Source organism: Rhodococcus sp. GB-02 (assembly GCF_053470465.1).
In genome coordinates this window covers 496,045-516,152 of record NZ_JBPUKE010000004.1, presented here as the reverse complement: position 1 = coordinate 516,152, position 20,108 = coordinate 496,045, and the positions used below count along the sequence as shown (strand labels likewise).

18 protein-coding genes are annotated in these 20,108 nt (G+C 61.9%); 7 read left to right on the top strand and 11 right to left on the bottom strand.

The genetic code is table 11. From position 1 onward, the window contains the following. The first annotated feature begins 958 nt into the window (after positions 1–958). Complete coding sequence (locus tag ACSW29_RS27160) at positions 959–2,155, top strand: tyrosine-type recombinase/integrase (RefSeq protein ID WP_448278746.1); 1,197 nt, start codon at positions 959–961, stop codon at positions 2,153–2,155. A 337-nt stretch (positions 2,156–2,492) separates the two neighbouring features. Next, complete coding sequence (locus ACSW29_RS27155; RefSeq protein ID WP_448278745.1) at positions 2,493–2,954, top strand: hypothetical protein; 462 nt, start codon at positions 2,493–2,495, stop codon at positions 2,952–2,954. A 257-nt stretch (positions 2,955–3,211) separates the two neighbouring features. On the opposite strand, the gene ACSW29_RS27150 is transcribed toward ACSW29_RS27155, so the two are convergent. Next, a complete protein-coding gene (locus ACSW29_RS27150; protein ID WP_448278744.1) occupies positions 3,212–3,502 on the bottom strand; it encodes a hypothetical protein in 291 nt (96 codons plus the stop codon). A 1-nt stretch (position 3,503) separates the two neighbouring features. Then, the gene (locus tag ACSW29_RS27145; protein ID WP_448278743.1) at positions 3,504–4,316 is read right to left on the bottom strand and encodes a ParA family protein; all 813 of its coding nucleotides are present in this window, start codon (positions 4,314–4,316) and stop codon (positions 3,504–3,506) included. Positions 4,317–5,208: 892 nt separating this feature from the next. Here ACSW29_RS27145 and ACSW29_RS27140 point away from each other — a divergent pair. Further along, complete coding sequence (locus ACSW29_RS27140; protein ID WP_448278742.1) at positions 5,209–6,381, top strand: tyrosine-type recombinase/integrase; 1,173 nt, start codon at positions 5,209–5,211, stop codon at positions 6,379–6,381. A 38-nt stretch (positions 6,382–6,419) separates the two neighbouring features. Here ACSW29_RS27140 and glnA read toward each other — a convergent pair whose 3' ends face one another. After that, on the bottom strand, positions 6,420–7,856 hold the full coding sequence (gene glnA, locus ACSW29_RS27135; RefSeq protein ID WP_003941609.1) for a type I glutamate--ammonia ligase: 1,437 nt from the start codon (positions 7,854–7,856) through the stop codon (positions 6,420–6,422). 213 nt (positions 7,857–8,069) lie between these two features. On the opposite strand from glnA, the gene ACSW29_RS27130 reads away from it, so the two are divergent. After that, complete coding sequence (locus ACSW29_RS27130) at positions 8,070–8,543, top strand: RDD family protein (protein WP_172932084.1); 474 nt, start codon at positions 8,070–8,072, stop codon at positions 8,541–8,543. Positions 8,544–8,615: 72 nt separating this feature from the next. Here ACSW29_RS27130 and ACSW29_RS27125 read toward each other — a convergent pair whose 3' ends face one another. The 5 genes from ACSW29_RS27125 to sucB all read right to left on the bottom strand — a co-directional run bounded on the left by ACSW29_RS27125 (position 8,616) and on the right by sucB (position 14,075). Then, entirely contained in the window at positions 8,616–9,371 is a 756-nt protein-coding gene (locus ACSW29_RS27125; protein ID WP_347873051.1) for a DUF4191 domain-containing protein, read from the bottom strand. A 76-nt stretch (positions 9,372–9,447) separates the two neighbouring features. Further along, positions 9,448–10,458 (bottom strand): lipoyl synthase, encoded by a 1,011-nt coding sequence (lipA, locus tag ACSW29_RS27120; RefSeq protein WP_003941610.1) that lies wholly within the window; start codon positions 10,456–10,458, stop codon positions 9,448–9,450. 51 nt (positions 10,459–10,509) lie between these two features. Further along, entirely contained in the window at positions 10,510–11,271 is a 762-nt protein-coding gene (gene lipB / locus ACSW29_RS27115) for a lipoyl(octanoyl) transferase LipB (RefSeq protein ID WP_317826325.1), read from the bottom strand. A 29-nt stretch (positions 11,272–11,300) separates the two neighbouring features. Beyond that, complete coding sequence (locus ACSW29_RS27110; protein WP_317826326.1) at positions 11,301–12,188, bottom strand: TIGR01777 family oxidoreductase; 888 nt, start codon at positions 12,186–12,188, stop codon at positions 11,301–11,303. Positions 12,189–12,308: 120 nt separating this feature from the next. After that, positions 12,309–14,075, bottom strand: a complete 1,767-nt coding sequence (gene sucB / locus ACSW29_RS27105; protein ID WP_448278741.1) for a 2-oxoglutarate dehydrogenase, E2 component, dihydrolipoamide succinyltransferase — start codon at positions 14,073–14,075, stop codon at positions 12,309–12,311. 364 nt (positions 14,076–14,439) lie between these two features. On the opposite strand from sucB, the gene ACSW29_RS27100 reads away from it, so the two are divergent. Next, positions 14,440–14,790, top strand: coding sequence for a hypothetical protein (locus ACSW29_RS27100; protein WP_003941713.1), 351 nt, complete (start codon positions 14,440–14,442; stop codon positions 14,788–14,790). Between the two features lie 55 nt (positions 14,791–14,845). Here ACSW29_RS27100 and ACSW29_RS27095 read toward each other — a convergent pair whose 3' ends face one another. Continuing rightward, positions 14,846–16,363, bottom strand: a complete 1,518-nt coding sequence (locus ACSW29_RS27095) for a leucyl aminopeptidase (RefSeq protein WP_214888014.1) — start codon at positions 16,361–16,363, stop codon at positions 14,846–14,848. A gap of 158 nt (positions 16,364–16,521) precedes the next feature. On the opposite strand from ACSW29_RS27095, the gene gcvT reads away from it, so the two are divergent. Beyond that, positions 16,522–17,622, top strand: coding sequence for a glycine cleavage system aminomethyltransferase GcvT (gcvT, locus tag ACSW29_RS27090; protein WP_448278740.1), 1,101 nt, complete (start codon positions 16,522–16,524; stop codon positions 17,620–17,622). A gap of 32 nt (positions 17,623–17,654) precedes the next feature. Continuing rightward, a complete protein-coding gene (locus ACSW29_RS27085) occupies positions 17,655–18,758 on the top strand; it encodes a branched-chain amino acid aminotransferase (RefSeq protein ID WP_230813607.1) in 1,104 nt (367 codons plus the stop codon). Here the strand turns inward: ACSW29_RS27085 and ACSW29_RS27080 are convergent. After that, a complete protein-coding gene (locus ACSW29_RS27080; protein WP_448278739.1) occupies positions 18,752–19,030 on the bottom strand; it encodes a hypothetical protein in 279 nt (92 codons plus the stop codon). The genes ACSW29_RS27085 and ACSW29_RS27080 overlap by 7 nt on opposite strands. A gap of 308 nt (positions 19,031–19,338) precedes the next feature. Continuing rightward, complete coding sequence (locus ACSW29_RS27075) at positions 19,339–20,106, bottom strand: adenosylcobinamide-GDP ribazoletransferase (RefSeq protein WP_448278738.1); 768 nt, start codon at positions 20,104–20,106, stop codon at positions 19,339–19,341. Positions 20,107–20,108 lie beyond the last annotated feature (2 nt).

The window sequence follows — 20,108 nt, the reverse complement described above, 5'->3', positions numbered from 1 at the left end:
CTTGGCATGCCCGTTGTTGCCCTTTCATGGGATGTGTAAATGGAAGAATTCGTAGAAGGTGATTTCTTCGAGAAGAGTTCTTCTATAAGATTAGATTCTATTAGGGTTGCTACTGTAGGTACAGTGCTTGCGAGTGCTTCCTTACGAAGGAGGCATTTGTTGGTTATGCGCACTGAATTTTAACTCTGTACTATCGCCGAAATTTGACGTAATCTCAATACTACGATAAGTAGAGATTATCGTAGTATCCGTCGTATTTTCGAGTGCGATCGTGAATCGCTCATCTCATCCCTCAGTTAGGTGGACTCTATGTCGTCGAGTAAAAAATCGGGTGGACGCCGAAACCGATCTCGGTCACCGAAGAAGCGAATCGAGGTTCGCGAACCGAATCGTGGGAGAAGCGCGCCGGATCCCCTCACTCTTGAGTACATCGAGGAGCGAGTCCTGCGTAGAGGCGGTGATATCAGTCGTGTGACAATGCTCGTTCATGTGGATGACTGCCCTGGTTTTGACGGGCTCGTACCGAGCGAAATCCTCACTGCGATCGAGGCATACAAGCCTCTACTTCCCAGCGACGCGATCTGCGCGCATCTGAAGGCGAAGTACCATCCGGACTGCGCAGATTGGACATTGCGCCGCCCAAAGGTGTTTTACAGATCGCCTGAGTGGCTGGACGTCAATTTCCCGCAAGAATGCGACGGGGACCGGAGGGAGTATCGGGTGCTCAATCTGGTCACCGGCCAGGTTTCTGTTCCGCCGACGCTGGTTCGAGCGAATCGGCCGATGTTCATCCATGAAGAAGTCGACTCCGGCTGCCGTTGCGGCGTCGGATTGTTGTACCGATGATCGCGGTTATGTCCGACGTCAGCGGTCCCCGTCCACGGCAAGATTGTTGTGGCTGGCTTGTCTCGGCCCCTCAGCCCCGTCTTCAGCCCCTCAAGCAGATGGGTGGGGATCAATGGCGGATGGGGTGATTGCGGGGGTGGAGCCTGTTTTTCGTGCGTCTGCTACTCCGGAGCAGTCGGTGGAATCGTTCAATCAAATTGCTGCGATGGAGGATTCGGAGTTCGCGAAACGGTACCGGGCGTTCGTTCACCAGAAGATCCGGGCGCAATCATCGGTTCGCGCCTACGAAACAGGGTGGCGGCACTTTGTGAAGTGGTGCTCTGTCTGGGGTTTCGACCCTTTGCCGGCCAATGAGATTGCGCTCCTGAAGTACATGCATTATTGGGGAGATCCAGATTTCATTCGAGCGGAGGGCGAGTCTTATCTGTCTGCCAGCACTCTGTCTGTCTACGTGGTCGGTATCAAGTGGATGCATATTCAGAGCGGAAACCCTTGGCCGACAGTAAAATCTACCAGTGGTGATTCTATCTCGGACACCCGCAAACTAATCCAGATTCTCCAACGGGACCGGCGGCGAGCTCCGTTGGGCAAGGCGTTGCTGCGGGACGAGTTGCTGGAAGCTGTCACACTGATGGAATCCGAATCGAGGTTAGGGCGTCGGAACCGGGCATTGTTGTTGACAGCCTTTTATGGTGCCTTCAGGCGGAGCGAGGTGGTCGGACTTCGCCTCGGTGATCTCGATCTGTACGCATCGACCTATGACCATGAGTCAAAGAGCATGAAGCATGGCATGACGATTAATCTGCGGTATTCCAAGACCGATCGACGAGGGGCCGGGTCTTTGGTTCAGATCTCCGCGACTAACTCGAGTCCATGTCCGCATCAGGCGATGAAGGATTGGATCGAGGTCTGCGATGAGGGGCCTGCGGACGGTCCCATCTTCACCCGAATGGGCAATCGTGGACGTCCCAGTCGGAGTCCGTTTCTCGATCCCCGGATCGTAAATGACCTGGTCAAAGGAGCTGTTGTTTTAATCGGCAAGGATCCGACCAGGTACAGTGCGCATTCTCTGCGATCCGGGTTCATCACGTCGGCGTTCGCAGCTGAGGTGCCGGCACCGTCTATCAAGACACAGAGTCGGCACGCCTCATACGAAATGCTGGATCGGTACAACCAGAACAGGGCGGACATGGCTGGCAATGCGGTCAGTCAGATGGACCGAAACCGTTGTCAAGCAATGAATGACGACCCTCATATGGAAGCCGAATCACTCGATTGGCCTTCGAAGCGAGTGCGGGGCGTCAGCTAGATGGAGCCGTCTAGACCGTCGGTGTCCACTGGAGAATGGATCGTGTCGTGGCTAGGCTCCGGCGAACTGACACAGCTCTCGTGTGCAAAGGGTTGCGCAGCCGCGATGTGAGCATGTCCTTTGCATCGATCCGTAGCGACTGCAGCATTATCGTACCGCGCACGGCTCTTATCTCCGTGTCAGATTTTAGGTCATATTCTTGCCCGTATTGCCGAAATTCTAAGTGCAACAGTAAATGTCATCGAAACAATTCCTGGAAGCCGTATAGCTTTGTTACTACCCGTGCGCGCGTAGTCCCTCGGTCGCGCCGGAAACCGAAAGGCTAGGAGTTGTCTCGATGAATATCACGGATCAGGACAAGCGTCAGATCAACAATCGGATGCGGACTACCCGGAATGGACTGAGTGACAGTCTTGGCAGGATTGCTCTCGATATCAGTGGAGAGGAGGACAACGATGATTTCCTTGCTATCTACGATTCGCTTCGTCGGCTGAGGCCCGAGGACGTGGATAGGTTGATGATTGCACGCGTCGGGCGATTCCTGTTGATAAAGATGATGCTGGCGTACAGTCAGGGTCTGATCGGTATCGAGCGGGACTGCGGTGAACTGGCCAGAACTTGGCATGTGACCAGTGCAGGAATCGATGATGCTTACTCACTGGCAGGTGCTGAAGTTGGAGACGCGATCGTCATCTACTTGGACCGTTTGGGACCGTCGAAGGCGAAGCCACGCAGGAAAGCCAATTCTGAGAGTGCCTTCGCTGAGGTGTTGAAAAGGCATGGTTTTCAGCAGGAATGAGCAATGGCTGAACTCGGAGCGTGTGCGGATGCCCCGGATAGTCTCTCTCGTAGCGAGTCTATTGGTACAGGCTCGTCGGACGGCGTGGTGACTCCGTCGGTGCTCCTTGCTCGGAGCCGGCGACATGGGATGGCCCCGTCCGCCCCAGGCTTTACGAGGGTCTGGGGCACCAGCTGCTTTACTCCGCAGCACTTTTCGTGGGCCTGTGCGACCTTTTCGACGAGGAAAGCTTGTTTGGCCAAGTAGGTGTGGACTTACTATCTTGCGAGCACTTCATCGATGCACTTGTTGAACTCGGCGTCCATCGTGGTTCCCAGTTGCGCGAGCTTCGCCTTGAACGCGGCACGTCGAGCCTTGGTCACTCGGGCTGAGACTTGGGCGGTCCGTCCTGTCAGCTCGTCCTGAAGTTCACTCTCTGCTGTAGTTTCTACTGCCGCGCTGGCCGAATCATGGAGATTCGCGGTATCCCGTTGGTCGACCGGAATCGCGGGGTGCCCACTGTGGCGACGAGTGCTCAGGTTGGTCGCGCGCGGTTGCGGTTTCGTCATCTCATCTCCCGCCTTCATAGATTGAGTTCAGGATTGTGGTCAGGTGCTGGACGTAGGTCTGATGACGGACGGAAGCCTTTGTAGACCCCCACTGGTCCAGTCCTTGTCCAGCTTCTTGGGCCTCTGCAATGAAAGTTGCTCGCTGAACCGGGGGATCGAGGACGGGGACTGGCGTGGGAAGTTGTGCGAGGGCGCTGCCGAGTTCGCTTCGCCAGTGGGTCATCCGCTTTGTGTTCTGCACCCCGTTGACGATGGCGGCCGCAATGGTGAGCTCGGAATTCGTATATTGCTGGATTATCTCGACAGTGTCGAGGAGGCGATCCAAACCATCGAGGGTGAACTGGCCGAGTTCTGCGACTACCACTACGGCGTCTGCTGCAGTGAACGCGTTGACAGGCAACTGGTCCAGACTCGGAGGGCAATCGATCAGAATGAGATCGTAACGATCGGAGATCTCCGCGATTGCCTTCTTCAGTCGGCTCTCTCTGCCGGCCTTCATGGTAACCAGGCTCTGAGCCACATCAGCAAGGTCATCACCGCCGGCCGGGACGACGTCAAGGTTTGCCCACTCGGAGGCCCGTATCGCGTCGGATATCGGTGAGCTATTCGACTTGTCCAGGACCGTGGCGAGTGAACAGGTCTGAGTGCCTTGATGTTTTGGTGCCAGGACTTTGGTTGCATTGCCCTGTGGGTCAGCATCGACCACGAGAACCTTGAATCCGTGTTCCGTGATCGCCGCACGTGCGATGTTCACTGTGGTGGTCGTCTTCCCGACTCCGCCTTTCTGATTGGCGAACGCAATTATCCTGGTCATCTGGCTCCGTATTCTCGGTGCGAAACCAGCTTCTACCTGCGGCTTCTCTAGCTAAGACTATCGAATTCTTAACTTGCCATGTAGTGACGACGCTGGCTTGTGAACATGCTGGAGAGTTAACAATTCAACAAGAGGTCATACCGGTCGATGCGATGCGAAGAAGCGGTGATTGCGGCCTGATCCGGGTGAGTCAGCGCATGAGAAATCCCGGCTGTTCGCAAGTCGACTTGTTAACAACCGGGATTTCGCGCGGCCGAACTGGTCGCAGCCGAGGTTCACTCTCCACGTGCCGTCTGTTCGATACAGGGTCGCCTCGAGGATCATTTGAGGCTCGTCGGTGAGGTTTATTGAGCAGCGTGCGACATCTCCGTCACCGTACTGACGAGACTTTGGATAGGAACTGTGTAAGTGAGCGCCTGGGGGTTGTTCGCCCTCTGCTCAAGTCGTTCTCGAAGATCCTCGCGCAGTTCGGGACAGGTTTGGGATTGACCAAGTTCGCAATTGGAGTTGTTGACAAGTGATCGTGAATTGTTGTTAGGCATTCGAATTGGTTGAACCCCGATCTGGTGATCAACAAGATGAGGTCAGCGTTCCACTCAGTTGTCCGCATGGACGTCCCATGGCTTTTAGGCGAGACGGACTGATTGGTGCATCCATAGGCGCCCCCGAACATTGGACAGCGAAGCCTGACCGCAGCGCCTAATTAGGATGTTCCAATGTCACGCTCAAACTGGTCGTTCACGATCGATTGCTCCCGTCGGGTCAGCGGTACAGGCGGCTTGGCTGTCGACGGCCGTGAAATGAGTCCGTATGAGGTCGGCAACCCGGATCGGTGGCCAGGTATCGATGCGGCTTGTCGGAAGTCGGACGTTCGAACCTCGGGCAGGTGCTCGTGACGACGAAGCGCAACCGTCGGTCCGGCGTGGAGGACCGCTGGAGGAAGACGATCAGGGTCGGTGATGTCGAGCAGAAGGTTCCGTCGGCGAATGATGGCAAAGGCAAGCGCTGGCGTGCCCGGTACGTTGACGACCTCGGCACCGAGCATGCAAAGGGCTTCGACCGGAAAGTCGACGCTCAGAACTGGCTGAACACAGCTACGACGGCACTTGGCACGGGAACTCATGTCGCGCCCCGCAATGCTCAGATCACTGTTCAGCAATGGTGCGATCAGTGGATCCTGGGATACGGAGTCCATCGTGACGCGACGGTCAGACAAGCGCGCACGCACATTGCGCAGATAACCGCGGAGTTCGGCAAGGTGCGTCTGTCTGCTGTCCGACCGTCAGCGGTCAAAACCTGGACGTCGAAGCTGAAGGCGGATGGATTCGCGGAATCGTACATCTACGCGTTGCATTCACGTCTGGCGCAGATCATGGGCGATGCGGTTCATGACGGACTGCTTGGTCGTAATCCATGCTCGCGTCGGACGTCGCCGCCGATGGGTCGTGCCAAGGTGTACGTGATCACGACCGAGCAACTGTGGGCAGTGCACGACGCGATGCCGGCTCACTATCGAGGGGCGATTCTTCTTGGCGCGTTCGCAGGCCTTCGGATCTCCGAAGCGGCCGCGACGCTTGTCGACGACGTCGACTTCACCAGGGGAGTAGTTCACCCGAAGCGGCAGTGGCCGGACAAGCCGTTGAAGACGCAGGGGAGTGACGCGCCGATTCCAGTGCCGCAGTCTCTCGCGCTCATGTTGTCGGCGTCGGTGCAGCAGTGGCCCCATGAGCACATGGTGACGAACGGATTGGGGAAGGCCGCGGGACCGTGGTTGATTGAACGTGCGTTGCGAGGGGTGAAGGACTCGGGGGACGTCGACCTTCCCGACGAGTTCACATTCCACGACTTGCGCCACTATCTCGCCTCGCTGCTCATTGCCTCTGGCGCAGATATCAAGACAGTCCAGGCTCGGCTGCGGCATGCGAGCGCGAAGACGACGCTCGACACCTACGGGCACATGTGGCCGGACGCAGACGAGTCCACCCGCTCTGCGATCGATGCTGTGATCACTAAGCGGGTGGACTCGTCTAAAGAAGCTGCGGACGCTGTGCGGACGGAAGGCTAGGTCAGCCGGTTCCAGTCCAGGTCAGCGACCGATGCGGATCACACGTCGTAGTAGAGCTCGAACTCGTACGGGTGCGGACGCAGGTTGACCGGAGCGATTTCCTGCTCACGCTTGAGCGAGATCCAGGTCTCGATCAGGTCGGTGGTGAAGACGCCACCCTCGGTCAGGTACTCGTGATCGGCTTCGAGGCGGTTGATGACCGTCTCGAGGCTGGTCGGAGCCTGCGGGATGTTGCGAGCCTCCTCCGGGGGAAGCTCGTAGAGGTCCTTGTCGACCGGAGCCATCGGCTCGATCTTGTTCTTGATGCCGTCCAGGCCGGCCATCATCTGTGCAGCGAAGTTGAGGTACGGGTTACCCGAGGAGTCGGGTGCGCGGAACTCGAGACGCTTTGCCTTCGGGTTGTTGCCCGTGATCGGGATACGGACAGCTGCCGAGCGGTTGCGCTGGCTGTACACGAGGTTGATGGGAGCTTCGTAGCCCGGCACCAGACGGTGGTACGAGTTGATCGTCGGGTTGGTGAAGGCCAACAGCGACGGAGCGTGGTGCAGGATGCCGCCGATGTAGTGGCGAGCCATGTCCGAGAGGCCTGCGTAGCCGGACTCGTCGTGGAAGAGGGGCTTGCCGTCCTTCCACAGGGACTGGTGTACGTGCATGCCCGAGCCGTTGTCACCGAAGAGCGGCTTCGGCATGAAGGTGGCGGACTTGCCGTGCTGCCAGCAGGTGTTCTTGACGATGTACTTGAACAGCTGCAGGTCGTCGGCCGCTGCGAGCAGCGTGTTGAACTTGTAGTTGATCTCCTGCTGTCCGCCGGTGCCGACCTCATGGTGGCCGCGCTCGAGCTCGAAGCCCGCGTTGGTCAGGTTGGTGGAGATCTCGTCGCGCAGGTCCACGTAGTGGTCGTACGGAGCGACGGGGAAATAGCCGCCCTTGGCACGAACCTTGTAGCCGAGGTTCGGGGAACCGTCGGCGTTGGTCTCTGCGCCGGTGTTCCAGGAACCGGAGATGGAATCCAGCTCGTAGAAAGCGGAGTTCATGCCGGAGTCGTAGCGAACCGAGTCGAAGATGTAGAACTCGGCCTCGGCGCCGAAGAATGCGGTGTCCGCGATGCCGGTGCTGACCAAGTACTCCTCGGCCTTGCGGGCAACGTTGCGCGGGTCGCGGCTGTAGGACTCACGGGTGAACGGGTCGTGCACGAAGAAGTTGATGTTGAGGGTCTTCGCCTTGCGGAAGGGATCGATCTGCGCCGTGGTGACGTCGGGAAGCAACATCATGTCGGACTCGTGGATCGACTGGAATCCGCGGACCGAAGATCCGTCGAACGCGAGGCCGTCCTCGAACACATCCTGGTTGAAAGCAGACGCCGGGATCGAGAAGTGCTGCTGGACGCCGGGCAGGTCGCTGAACCGAATGTCGACGTACTCGATGTTCTCGTCCGCGATGTACTTGATGACCTCTTCGGCCGTGGTGAACGCCACGCTTGTGCTCCTTAAGTCGCTTCAGCCAAGTGATGTCGGTTGAATCCGTCGAGGCAGACGGTAGGGAGCTGGTGTTGCCCGCTCGTCAACCCTTTGTTTCGGCAGTGTTACGCGTCGCAGCATCCTGGGGATTTCCGAAGTCCATGTGACCGGCCACACAGTTAAAACGCGGCAAATCTGGACTACGGTGCTGCGACGCCTATCCTGGACAGCATGGCACGAATCACCGGAACTTGGCTCTCTGGGCCTGAAGCAGCTTTGCCGAAGAATGCGGACGGTCGTGAGCAGTCTTATCGCGGCGAGTTTCTCGGCTTCCCCCAGGAGGGCCCCGGATCGCTGGTCGGTTCGGGTCGTCGTATCGCCGCACTGTTGGTGGATTGGGTAATGGCCGTGGGAGTGGCCTCGCTCATCACCGGTGACTTCTTCGACGGTATGACCTCCACGATCACGCTGATGGTGTGGTTCGCTGTCGGCGTCGTCACCGTGGCGCTGTTCAACTTCACACCGGGGCAATTCGTTCTCGGACTTCAGGTCGCGCGAATCGAAGGCCCGATTCGAGTGGGCTTCGTGCGTGCGCTCGGGCGTCAGGCACTTCTCGTGTTCGTGATTCCCGCGACGATCACCGACATCGACGGTCGCGGTATGCAGGACCGCGCGACCGGCACTTTGCTCGTGAAGTCGCGCTGACACGAACTTCTCGTACGAAGAAAGACCCGGGTCCGTATGGGCCCGGGTCTTTCGTTTTGCTGTGGGGGAGTGTCAGCGACGACGAATGGTCCGCTGCATTCCCTTCATCTTCGCGCCTCCGGGCATCGGTCCCTTGGGAAGCGCTGCTCCGCCGCCGCGTGCGCTGAGCGCAGCGAGTCGGCCTTCGATGTTGTCCATGCGCTTGGTGTCGATGTTGCGCGGTAGCTTGTTCAGGTAGCGCTGGAGCTGCGAGAGCGGAACCTGACCCTCGTCGTTTCCGATGATGATGTCGTAGATCGGGGTGTCGCCGATGAGGCGCGCAGTCTTCTTCTTCTCCTGAGCGAGGAGGCCCTTGACGCGTTGCGGCGAACCTTCTGCGACGAGGATGACACCCGGCCGTCCGACAACCCGGTGAACGGCGTCGAGCTGGGTGGTGCCGGCGACGGCGTTCGTGACGCGCCACGCGCCCTGCATGTTGTCGAGTGCCCACGCGGCGGCGCCGGCCTGACCTTCCGCTTTCTTGTACACCGATTTCTGGACGCGGCGACCGAAGATGATGAAGGCGCCGAGGAGACCGAGAACGATGCCGATCGGAAGCAGGAACCACTGAAGGCCCCAGACGAGACCGACCAGGAAGAAGACCAGAGCCGCACCGACGAGGGTGCCGATCATCAGCGGCAGAAGGAGCTTGTCGTCCTTGCGCTGCATCTGGAACGCCTGCCAGAGCTGAGTTCTACGTTCCTTGGAAGCCTGCTTGCGGGCAGCCTTCGCTGCAGCCTTTGCCTCTTTGGTGGGTTTGCCCTTACCGGATTTGCTGCCGTTCGCCATGTACCCAGGATACGTCCATTGCTGTGCGCCTTTACTAACCGCCCGCGGTTAATAAAGGCGCACAGCAAAAAGTGGATCAGCGATTCAGGCGCGCCATGAGCGAGCTGGCTTCCTGGGAAGCGTCTCCGCCCTCGGTGAGATGACGCTGCGCCTCGGGAAGTTCACGGCCGTGATGTGCCATGGCCTGCGCATACAGGCGGCCGGCGCGGTACGACGAGCGAACCAACGGACCGGCCATGACGCCGGCGAAGCCCATCTCTTCTGCAGCCTTCGAGTGTGCGACGAACTCCTCGGGCTTGACCCACCGCTCGACGGGGTGGTGCCGGGGCGAGGGGCGCAGGTACTGGGTGATGGTGAGGATGTCACAACCGGCGGCGTGGAGATCTGCCATCGCCTCGGTGACCTCTTCAGGGGTTTCGCCCATACCGAGGATCAAGTTGGACTTGGTGACCAGTCCGTAGTCGCGTGCTGCGGTGATGACGTCGAGGCTGCGCTGGTACCGGAATGCCGGACGGATCCGCTTGAAGATGCGGGGAACGGTCTCGAGGTTGTGTGCGAGCACCTCGGGGCGAGAGGCGAAGACCTCGTCGAGCAGTTCCGGCTTGCCGTTGAAGTCGGGAACCAGATTCTCGACGCCGGTGCCCGGGTTGAGTTCGTGGATCTTGCGAACGGTCTCGGCGTAGAGCCAGGCGCCGCCGTCGGGGAGGTCGTCGCGGGCGACGCCGGTGATCGTGGAGTACCGAAGTCCCATGGCCTGAACGCTTTCGGCGACGCGACGGGGCTCGTCGCGGTCGAGGGCTTCGGGCTTGCCGGTGTCGATCTGGCAGAAGTCGCAGCGGCGTGTGCACTGCTCGCCGCCGATCAGGAAGGTGGCTTCGCGGTCTTCCCAGCATTCGTAGATGTTGGGGCAGCCCGCTTCCTCGCAGACGGTGTGCAAACCTTCACGCTTGACCAGGCCCTTGAGCTCCGTGTACTCGGGGCCCATCTTTGCGCGGGTCTTGATCCAGTTGGGTTTGCGTTCGATGGGCGTCTCCGCGTTTCGGATTTCGAGGCGGAGCAGCTTACGTCCTTCTGGGGCGATAGTCACGGGGACGATCCTACGCCCGGTGATTACTGCAACGGGGTTCGGGCGAGCCCGTCAGCTGTACTGAACGGTAGTAAAAGTCGGAGTAGGCGAGGCGCTTTCGAAGGTGACGCGCTCGACGTTGCGTTCGGTGACGGGCATGGTTCCGTCGAGAGCGGCGATCACTGCCTCGGTCACGGCGGGAGTGACTTCGTCCACGGTGACGTCGCGACCGAGTTCGTGTGACAGCGTCGTCACCCCGGCGTCACGGATGCCGCAGGGAATGATGTTGTCGAATCCGGTCAGGACCGAGTTGCAGTTCAGGGCGAAGCCGTGCAGTGCCACGCCCCGTTGAACGCGCACGCCGATGGCAGAAACCTTGCGCTCGGGCTTCCATTGCCCGTTCGCAATTTCGGCAGGCAGCCACACGCCGGAGCGGCCGTCGATCCGCCCGCAGTTCAGGCCGAGGTCCGTGCACACCGTGATCAGTGCTTCCTCGATGCGTCGGACATACCGCACCACGTCGATGGGCTCGGCCAGTTTTACGATCGGGTACCCGACCAGTTGACCGGGGCCGTGCCAGGTGATCTTCCCGCCGCGGTCGACATCGATGACCGGCGTGCCGTCGACAGGTCGATCTTCCGGTTCCGTGCGTCGCCCAGCCGTGTACACCGGGGGATGTTCGAGGAGCAGTAGCGTGTCCGGCCCGATGTCGTCTGCCCGCGTTGCCGCGAGCTCACGCTGACGGTCCCACGCGGCGTTGTAGTCGATCGATCCGAGTTGCTCGACGGCGATCGGCAGTTTCGAGAACCGGGCGGAAACGGCAGCGCTGCTCATGGAAGTAGAGATTACGCCCGACTTCGGACTCAACCGAGTGCGGCCGCCAGCGCTTCGCCGATCGTGTTGTGGCGGAAGGAGAATCCCGCCTTCTCCAACGCTGCGGGAATGGCGCGCTGGCCACCGAGGATGCCGCTTTTGGCGAATTCTCCGATCAAGGCTTCGAGAGCGAACCCGGGAACGATCCACGGCGCCGGGCGGTGAACTGCGCGGGACATGGCGTCGTTGAACTGGGCGTTGGTGACAGGGGCCGGACCGGTCAGGTTGACGGGACCGGAGAGTTCGGGATTTGTGAGCGCGAACTTGATCGCGTCGCACTCGTCCTCGAGCGAGATCCACGGAAAGTACTGACGACCGTTGCCCAGTCGCCCGCCGAGGCCGAACGAATAGATCCGCCGAAGCCGACCGAGCATGCCGCCGTGGGGTGAAATCACGACGCCCGAGCGCAGATTGACGACGCGGGCACCCGCCCTGCGCGCGGGCTCGGTGGCAAGTTCCCAGTCTCGACACGTCGTGGCGAGAAAGTCGGTGCCTGCCGGCGAATCCTCGTCCACGATCTTGTCGCCGGTGTTGCCGTAATAGCCGACGGCGCTGGCGTTGGCGAGGACGGGAACCTTCTGGCTCGCGACAGCTTCGGCCAAGACATCGGTGGCAACTATGCGGCTGTCACGGATCGCTTGCTTGTAGGAACCCGACCACCGTTTGTCGCCGATGCCGACACCACAAAGGTTCACGACGGCGTCAGCGCCTTTCAGGACGGAGAGGTCCAGACGGTCGTGGTCCGGGTCCCAACGCGATTCGTCGGGCCCAGCGGTCGACCGTCGCACCAGACGCACCACGTCGTGGTTGTCGGAGCGCAACGATGACACCAAGGCCGTTCCGATCAAACCGGACGAGCCGGCGATGACTACTCGCATTCGGAAAGCCTCCTTCGATTCAGCCTGCTTCGATATCCGACCCTATCTATCCGACCGTACTGAAAAAGCCGGGGCGCCACCTCCTGATGGAGATGACGCCCCGGCTGGAAGAGCAGTTGCTTACAGGCCCAGATCAGCTTCGAAGGAAGCTTCTTCCAACCGCTGCTTCACGGTGGTGAGGAATCGGCCGGCGTCGGCGCCGTCGACGAGACGGTGATCGTAGGTCAGCGGCAAGTAGATCATCGAACGAACGCCGATGGACTCGTTGCCGTTTTCGTCGGTGACCACCATCGGACGCTTGACAATAGCGCCGGTTCCGAGCATGGCCGCCTGCGGCGGTACCAGGATCGGGGTGTCGAACAGCGCACCCTGGCTGCCGATGTTGGTGATGGTGAAGGTGCCACCCGAGAGCTCGTCCGGCTTCAGGCCACCCGAGCGTGCACGCTTAGCGATGTCGGCGATGGCGCGGGCCAAGCCGGCCAGGCCGAGATCGCCGGCGTTGTGGATGACGGGGGAGAGCAAGCCCTGATCGGTGTCCACTGCGATGCCGAGGTGCTCGGCGTCGTAGTAGGTGATCTGCTTGGCGGCCTCGTCGTAGCTGGCGTTGATGTTCGGGTGCGACTTCAGTGCCTCGACGACTGCCTTGGCGAAGAACGGGAGGAACGTCAGGTTGACGCCTTCGCGCTCGATGAAGCCGGCCTTGGCACGGGCCCGCAGGGCGACGATCTTGGTGACGTCGACCTCGAAGGTCTGCGTGAGCTGAGCGGTGTTCTGCAGCGACTCGCGTGTCTTGGTGGCCGTGATCTGCCGAATACGGTTGGCCTTCTGCGTGGTTCCGCGCAGGTGTGCCAGTTCCGGTCGGACGCCTGCAGCTGCGGAGGCAGCCGGTGCGGCTGCGGGAGCTGCAGCAGCAGGAGCAGCGGCTGCGGGTGCCTTCTTGGCCTCCGCTGCGGCGAGCACATCCTGCTTGCGGATGCGGCCGCCGACGCCGGTGCCGGTGACGGTGGTGAGGTCGACGCCATTGTCCGTTGCGAGCTTGCGCACGAGCGGGGTGACGTACGGGCTGCTGTCACCCGAAGTCGCGGGTGAAGCCGCCGGTGCGGGAGCCGCAGCGGGCTTCGGTGCGGCCGCAGGCTTGGGTGCTTCAGTCTTCGGTGCCTCAGCCTTGGGTGCTTCGGCCTTGGGTGCTTCGGCCTTGGGTGCTTCGGCCTTGGGGGCGGGCGGCGCTGCGGGTGCGGCCGGAGCGGCCTTGGGTGCCGGAGCCGCGGCGGGTGCGCCGGATCCGACGACGGCCAGCTGGCCACCGATCTCGACGGTGTCGTCTTCCTGTGCATTGATCTCGAGCAGGATTCCGGCGACGGGCGACGGGATTTCGGTGTCGACCTTGTCGGTCGAGACTTCGAGCAGCGCCTCGTCGACGGCAACTTCGTCGCCGACGGCCTTGAGCCAGCGGGTGACGGTGCCTTCGGTGACGGACTCGCCGAGGGCGGGCATCGTCACGGCGGTACCTTCAGCGGAACCGCCGGAAGCAGCGGGTGCCTCGGCAGCGGAAGCTTCTTCAGTGGGAGCTTCGGCAGCCGGGGCTTCCTCGGCGGGAGCTTCCTCTGCGGCGGGGGCGGGTGCCTCTTCCGCGGGTGCTGCGGCTTCGCCGGCTTCACCGATCTGGGCGAGCTCGCCACCGATTTCCACGGTGTCGTCTTCCTGCGCGACGATCTTGGTCAGGACGCCGGCGACGGGAGACGGAATCTCGGTGTCGACCTTGTCCGTGGAGACTTCGAGCAAGGGTTCGTCGACTTCGACCGTGTCTCCTTCCTGCTTGAGCCACCGTGTGACAGTTCCCTCGGTGACGCTCTCACCTAGGGCTGGCATCTGGACGGAGAAGGCCATGTCTTTTGACTCCTCGACAGTTGTGTTCGGGTTGTTGAATTTTGTCGACTTGTGGTCGTAATGCATTGTGCTCGAGTGGCGCGCGACGTGCGGCTACTTGTAGCTATTTTGCCGATGTCGACGCGCGGGCGCGGCGTCACCGTCGTTCATCTTTCCATTGATACGCCGGGCGTGTCCGATGAGGGGGATGCCGTCCGTTTCGGGTGTGTCGGCTACCGGCGAGTAGGTATGCGTCGGGGGTTCGGTTGTAACGTCGTAAGCGGACCAAACGGTATGTCGTGCGCAGGCACAACGGACATCGCCTGGCAAACTTGACATATCGCCGGGGTACATCCGCGGCGTCGGTACCGAGGAGGGTACGACCGTGGGACTGTTCGATCGTTTCAAGCGTCCGCCGAGTGCGGCTCAGGCCGCAGCGCAAAGTGATGCGGATCATCTGGCGAACTGGGCGCACTCACACGAGGGCGTCGAGGCGTACGTGGAACCTCAGACGACGGTGACCGAGGTGACCGTCGTCCTCGTCGCAAAGGACGGGGAGTGGACTCGTCGTCGTGTCGGCGGCGAACGTGGTGCCCGCAAATTGGGACAGGACTTGAAGATCCCTGTCTACGACGTCCGCAAAACGGGATATCCGCAGCGTATGCGCGACCACGACGAGCGTAAGCGCATCGAACGCAAGCGTGCCCGCGAGCAGGAATTGCGCGACGGTGCCTGAACTGCTGTGCGCCTTTGTTAACCGCGGGGGGTTGATAAAGGCGCACAGCAAGGGGTCAGCCGTTGACCGCAATGTCCTCCAGGACAGAGATCATCGTGCGAACGGGAACGCCGGTACCGCCCTTGCCGGTGTAACCCCACGGCCCTGACGTGTTGTACGCCGGACCCGCGACGTCGATGTGCGCCCACTGGACACCCTCGGGAACGAATTCCTTGAGGTAGTGAGCTGCGACCAGCATGCCGCCCCAGCGGTGCGGGGTGACATTGGCCATGTCGGCAACCTTGGAGTCGAGATCTCCGCGCAGTTCTTCGGGCAGCGGCATGGCCCAGCCGTTCTCGCCGACGCTCTGCGAGATGGAGGCGACGCGGTCACGGAACTCGTCGGTGCCCATGACTCCGGGGGTGCGGTTGCCGAGCGCGACCATCTGCGCACCGGTCAGGGTTGCGGTGTCGATCATGTAGTCGGGGTTGTCCTCACCCGCGCGAACCATCGCGTCGGCAAGAATCAAACGGCCCTCGGCGTCGGTGTTGACGACCTCGATGGTGATTCCGCCGTACTGGGTCAGCACGTCGCCGGGACGCTGCGCGGTCGCGGACGGCATGTTCTCGGCCATCGGAACGTATGCGACGACGTTGACGGGCAGGCCGAGCTTTGCGGCGAGCACGACGGTGGAGATGACGGCTGCGGCGCCGCCCATGTCCGAGGTCATGTTCTCCATACCGGCGGCGGGTTTGATGGAGATTCCGCCGGTGTCGAAGGTGATGCCCTTACCCACCAGCGCGACCTTGCGAGCTCCACGCTTCTTCGACGCGTATTCGAGGCGGACGAGACGCGGCTGGCGTGACGAGCCCTTGCCGACGCCGATGATTCCGCCGTAGCCACCCTTCTCGAGTGCCTTCTCGTCGAGAACCTGGACGGTGAGCCCGGCCTCGACGCCCAGTGCCTTGGCACGCGCGGCGAACTCGGCAGGGTAGAGGTGGCTCGGGGGAGTGTTGACGAACTCGCGCGCGGTGGCTACGGCTTCGGCGATGGCAGCGGACCGTGCCAGCGTTGCCTTTGTCTCCTTCGTGCGCGGCGAGGGCACCAGAAGTTCGACGCGGGCGAGTGGCTGCGAATCAGGACCGGGAGCCGTCATGGACGACTTGAATTCGGTGAAGCTGTACGCGCCCAACGCAAATCCCTCGGCAGCGGCACCGAGGTCGAGGATCGAGAGCGTGGTCGCGACGGTGTCGATGCCGGACAGCGAGCGAGCTGCAGCGCCGGCGGACTTGCGGATCTGCTCACTGCCGAGCTTGTCGGCGGAGCCGAGCCCGACGGCGAGGACGCTGGTGACCGACAGCGCGCTCGGTGCCGGGACGCGAGTGAGCTGCTCGGGCTTGCCGGTGGCGCCGACGGCGATGAGGCTGTCGAGGATCTCGGCGAGCACGTCCTCGTCGACGATGCCTTCGCTGAGTGCGATTTCGGGGCCGTCCGGACCCGACGTCAGGCCGACGACCAATATCTCTGCGCGCTTGGCGACTGTGCCGGCGAGAACGAGGTCGGGTCCCAACGATCGGGCTGTGCGAGTGCTCAAGGTGTCTCCTGTGAGGTGAGTGTGCGATGCGTCCGGTTCTGGCGGATGCCTGAGTCGATGTTAGGCCCTTTGCAGTTTGCGGACGGGCGATCGTCTCGGTCGGGTGAGCTCTCACTGCGGACATGTTTCGTTCGGCGAAGTCCGATAGGTTGTGGGCCATGACCGACGAACAACTGTTGCAGGGCCCGATCCACCCCGTCCACGTCGAACTCGGCGCGACGTTCGCGCCGTTCGGGGGGTGGCAGATGCCGGTTTCCTACGCCGGGGTCGTGGCTGAACACACCTCTGTGCGTGAGAATGTCGGACTCTTCGACGTCAGTCACCTCGGCAAGGCCGTCGTGCGTGGGGCAGGCGCCGCAGAATTCGTGAACTCCGCACTGACCAACGATCTGAACAAGATCGGGCCGGGTAAGGCTCAGTACACGTTGTGCTGCAACGGGTCCGGTGGCGTCATCGACGACCTCATCGCGTACTACGTCAGCGACGAGGAGATCTTCCTCGTCCCGAATGCGGCCAACACCGCGGACGTCGTTGCGGCCCTGGTCGCTGTAGCACCGGACGGAATCACCGTCGAGGATCAGCATCGTGCCTACGGCGTGTTGGCTGTGCAGGGGCCGAAATCGGTGGCGGTTCTGACCGCTCTGGGACTTCCCACCGACATCGAGTACATGGCGTACGAAGACGCGGAATGGAACGGCGTGCCTGTGCGTGTGTGCCGCAGCGGTTACACCGGTGAGGTCGGGTACGAGCTACTGCCACGGTGGGAGGACAGCGAGCCGTTGTTCCGTGCGCTTCTCGAAGCAGTGCGCGCCGAGGGCGGTCAGGCCGCCGGGCTCGGAGCCCGCGACACTCTTCGCACCGAGATGGGTTATCCGCTGCACGGGCACGAGCTTTCGCTCGAGATTTCCCCGCTCGAAGCACGCTGCGGATGGGCGATCGGTTGGAAGAAGCCGACATTCTGGGGCAAAGAGACCCTGACCGACGAGAAGGCTGCCGGTCCGGCCCGCAAACTCTGGGGGATCAAGGCTCTCGACCGCGGTGTGCTGCGGGCCGGCCTCGGTGTTCTGCGTGACGGCGAGGCAATTGGCGAGACCACCTCCGGAACGTTCTCGCCCTCACTCAAAGTGGGAATTGCGTTGGCGCTCCTGGATTCCGGCGCCAATATCGCAGCCGGTGACGAGATCGAAGTCGACGTCCGTGGTCGTGCTCTTCGGTGCGTCGTGGTGTCTCCTCCGTTCGTGGAGACCAACACCAAGTAGAGAGCTTTTTCACGTTCGATAGGATTGCGCCCATGACAGGTGCCGCCGATTTCGTTCGTGTTCAGAGCTCGTCCCCGAAGTCCGACGCCGAGCGCCGTGACATTCTGGCGGCGCCCGGCTTCGGGCGGCACTTCACCGACCACATGGTCTCGATCGACTACACCGCGGGCAAGGGCTGGCACGACGCCCAGGTGTTGCCCTACGGAAACATCGAGCTCGATCCGGCCGCAATGGTTTTGCACTACGGACAGGCCATTTTCGAGGGCCTCAAGGCATACCGTCAGCCGGGTGGCGAGATCAGCTCGTTCCGCGTCGAGGCCAACGCCGAGCGTTTCGCAGCATCTGCGCGCCGTCTCGCCATGCCTGAACTGCCGGCGCAGATGTTCATCGATTCCATCACCGAACTGATCGACGTCGATCTCGACTGGGTTCCCGCTGCCGGCGGCGAGGACGCGCTCTACCTCCGTCCGTTCATGTTCTCCACCGAAGCCGGACTCGGTGTCCGTCCCGCCGACGAGTACCGCTACCTGCTGATCGCCTCGCCTGCCGGGGCGTACTTCCCGCGTGGCGTGAAGCCGGTCAGTGTGTGGCTGTCCACCGAATACGTTCGCGCAGCCCCCGGCGGGACCGGCGCTGCCAAGTTCGCCGGCAACTACGCCGCTTCGCTCCTCGCCCAGGCGCAGGCTGCCGACGAGGGTTGCGACCAGGTGGTGTGGCTCGACGCCATCGAGCGCACGTACGTCGAGGAAATGGGTGGAATGAACCTGTTCTTCGTCTTCGGCTCCGGCCCCGACGCTCGCCTCGTGACGCCGTCGCTGTCCGGTTCGTTGCTGCCCGGCATTACGCGCAACTCGCTGCTCGCCCTCGCCGCCGATTCCGGCTTCTCCGTCGAAGAGCGCAAGATCAGCACCGACGAATGGCGTACCAAGTGCAAGAGCGGTGAAATCACCGAGGTCTTCGCTTGTGGCACAGCAGCAGTCATCACCCCCGTCGGACGCGTCAAGTCCGCCGAGGGCGAGTTCACCATCGCCGACGGCGAGCCGGGTGAAGTGACGATGGCACTGCGCGACACCCTCACGGGTATTCAGCGCGGCACCTTCGCCGACACCCACGGCTGGATGACCAAGCTTCACTGATCGCTGGTTCGTTCCGCGAGCAATCGCTCGCTGAAGAACTGCAGAATCTCGTCTCGTGCGACGGTGGTGGGCGATCCCGCCTCGTCGACGAGATGAGCTGTCACCACGCTGTGTGGATTGGCAATGACGTGTTCGAAGAACGGTGACGTTGCCGCGTTGGCCGCTTCGTTGCGCAGTACTTTCCCGACGAAGCGCTCGCCCAAGGCCTTCGAGTAGGCCGCGAATCGCTGTGCGCGGCAGAACGGGTCGCCTTGAAAACGGTAGGCAAGCACCGTGAGGTCTTCGGCGTCGAGTCGCGAGCGGACGGCTTCGAGTTCTTCGCAGGGTCTTCGGACGGTACGAGTTCGAACCCCGGTACAACCAGGTGATCGATGTCGTGATGCCCCTCCTGTACGCCGAGCGAAAATCCGCCTGCCGCAACGACGGGCGTGCCGGACGCTGCGATAACCGATACCTCGAAGAGGTCGGCGGGCGCTCCATCAGCGACCCGATTCGCGGTCAGGAGAAGGTCGGTGAAAACGAAGATCTCGGCCGCCAGGCAGCCTTCGTATGCGAGGACTCCGACTCGCACGACGTCAGATCACAGTCCGAGAGTGAGGCCGACGGCCGTCAGCGTCACCGTGAGTTCGAGCGCGAATCCGAGAACATCTCCGTTGAGTCCGCCGAATCTACGGACGCAGTGACGCACACACAGCACACTGATCAGCAGCGCCGACGTGGTGACGAGAGGGCCGAGCCACCACCGGTCGGTGGCAAAGGCCGAAACGGCGATGAGCGGAACCGACCATACGAGTGCGGCCCACAGCGGTTGCGAATCGGCGACGAGCGCACCGAATCCGCTCGGACCAGACGCGAGAATGCCTCGGCGGCAGGCAAAAACGACGGCCACACGACCCACAGCGACAGATACGAGCACCGCGATCCACTGCGTGGGGGAGTCGGCAACAGCGAGGACGCCGAAGGAGACCGATTGCAGCCCGAGGACGATGAACAGTGCCGCGACCCCGAACGGTCCGGCACCGCCGCTGTGCATGACCTCGCGGGCGCGCTCCGGTGGACCGTAACAACCCAGTCCGTCGACGGAGTCTGCCAGTCCGTCCACGTGCATTCCGCGTGTCCCGAGAGCGAGCATACCTACCGTCAGCAAACCTGCGAGATAGGGATTCAGGCCGATACTTGTTGTGCCCCAGAGCAGAAACGTCGCGGCAATCCCGAGAGCGATTCCGGTGAGCGGAGCTGCCGCGATGGCGCGACGACCCGCAGTTCGGTCGATGTCGGAGGGACCACGAACCGGAAGGACCGTCAGCCACGAGAAGGCCAGCGGCACTCCGGACAGCGGGCCCACCACGC

What these genes read in the sequence shown, in the direction of transcription:
- ACSW29_RS27160 (WP_448278746.1), top strand. Translation starts at nt 959, where the DNA reads ATGGCGGATGGGGTGATTGCGGGGGTGGAGCCTGTTTTTCGTGCGTCT.
- ACSW29_RS27155 (WP_448278745.1), top strand. Translation starts at nt 2,493, where the DNA reads ATGAATATCACGGATCAGGACAAGCGTCAGATCAACAATCGGATGCGG.
- ACSW29_RS27150 (WP_448278744.1), bottom strand. Translation starts at nt 3,502, where the DNA reads ATGACGAAACCGCAACCGCGCGCGACCAACCTGAGCACTCGTCGCCAC.
- ACSW29_RS27145 (WP_448278743.1), bottom strand. Translation starts at nt 4,316, where the DNA reads ATGACCAGGATAATTGCGTTCGCCAATCAGAAAGGCGGAGTCGGGAAG.
- ACSW29_RS27130 (WP_172932084.1), top strand. Translation starts at nt 8,070, where the DNA reads ATGGCACGAATCACCGGAACTTGGCTCTCTGGGCCTGAAGCAGCTTTG.
- ACSW29_RS27125 (WP_347873051.1), bottom strand. Translation starts at nt 9,371, where the DNA reads ATGGCGAACGGCAGCAAATCCGGTAAGGGCAAACCCACCAAAGAGGCA.
- lipB (WP_317826325.1), bottom strand. Translation starts at nt 11,271, where the DNA reads ATGAGCAGCGCTGCCGTTTCCGCCCGGTTCTCGAAACTGCCGATCGCC.
- ACSW29_RS27110 (WP_317826326.1), bottom strand. Translation starts at nt 12,188, where the DNA reads ATGCGAGTAGTCATCGCCGGCTCGTCCGGTTTGATCGGAACGGCCTTG.
- sucB (WP_448278741.1), bottom strand. Translation starts at nt 14,075, where the DNA reads ATGGCCTTCTCCGTCCAGATGCCAGCCCTAGGTGAGAGCGTCACCGAG.
- gcvT (WP_448278740.1), top strand. Translation starts at nt 16,522, where the DNA reads ATGACCGACGAACAACTGTTGCAGGGCCCGATCCACCCCGTCCACGTC.
- ACSW29_RS27085 (WP_230813607.1), top strand. Translation starts at nt 17,655, where the DNA reads ATGACAGGTGCCGCCGATTTCGTTCGTGTTCAGAGCTCGTCCCCGAAG.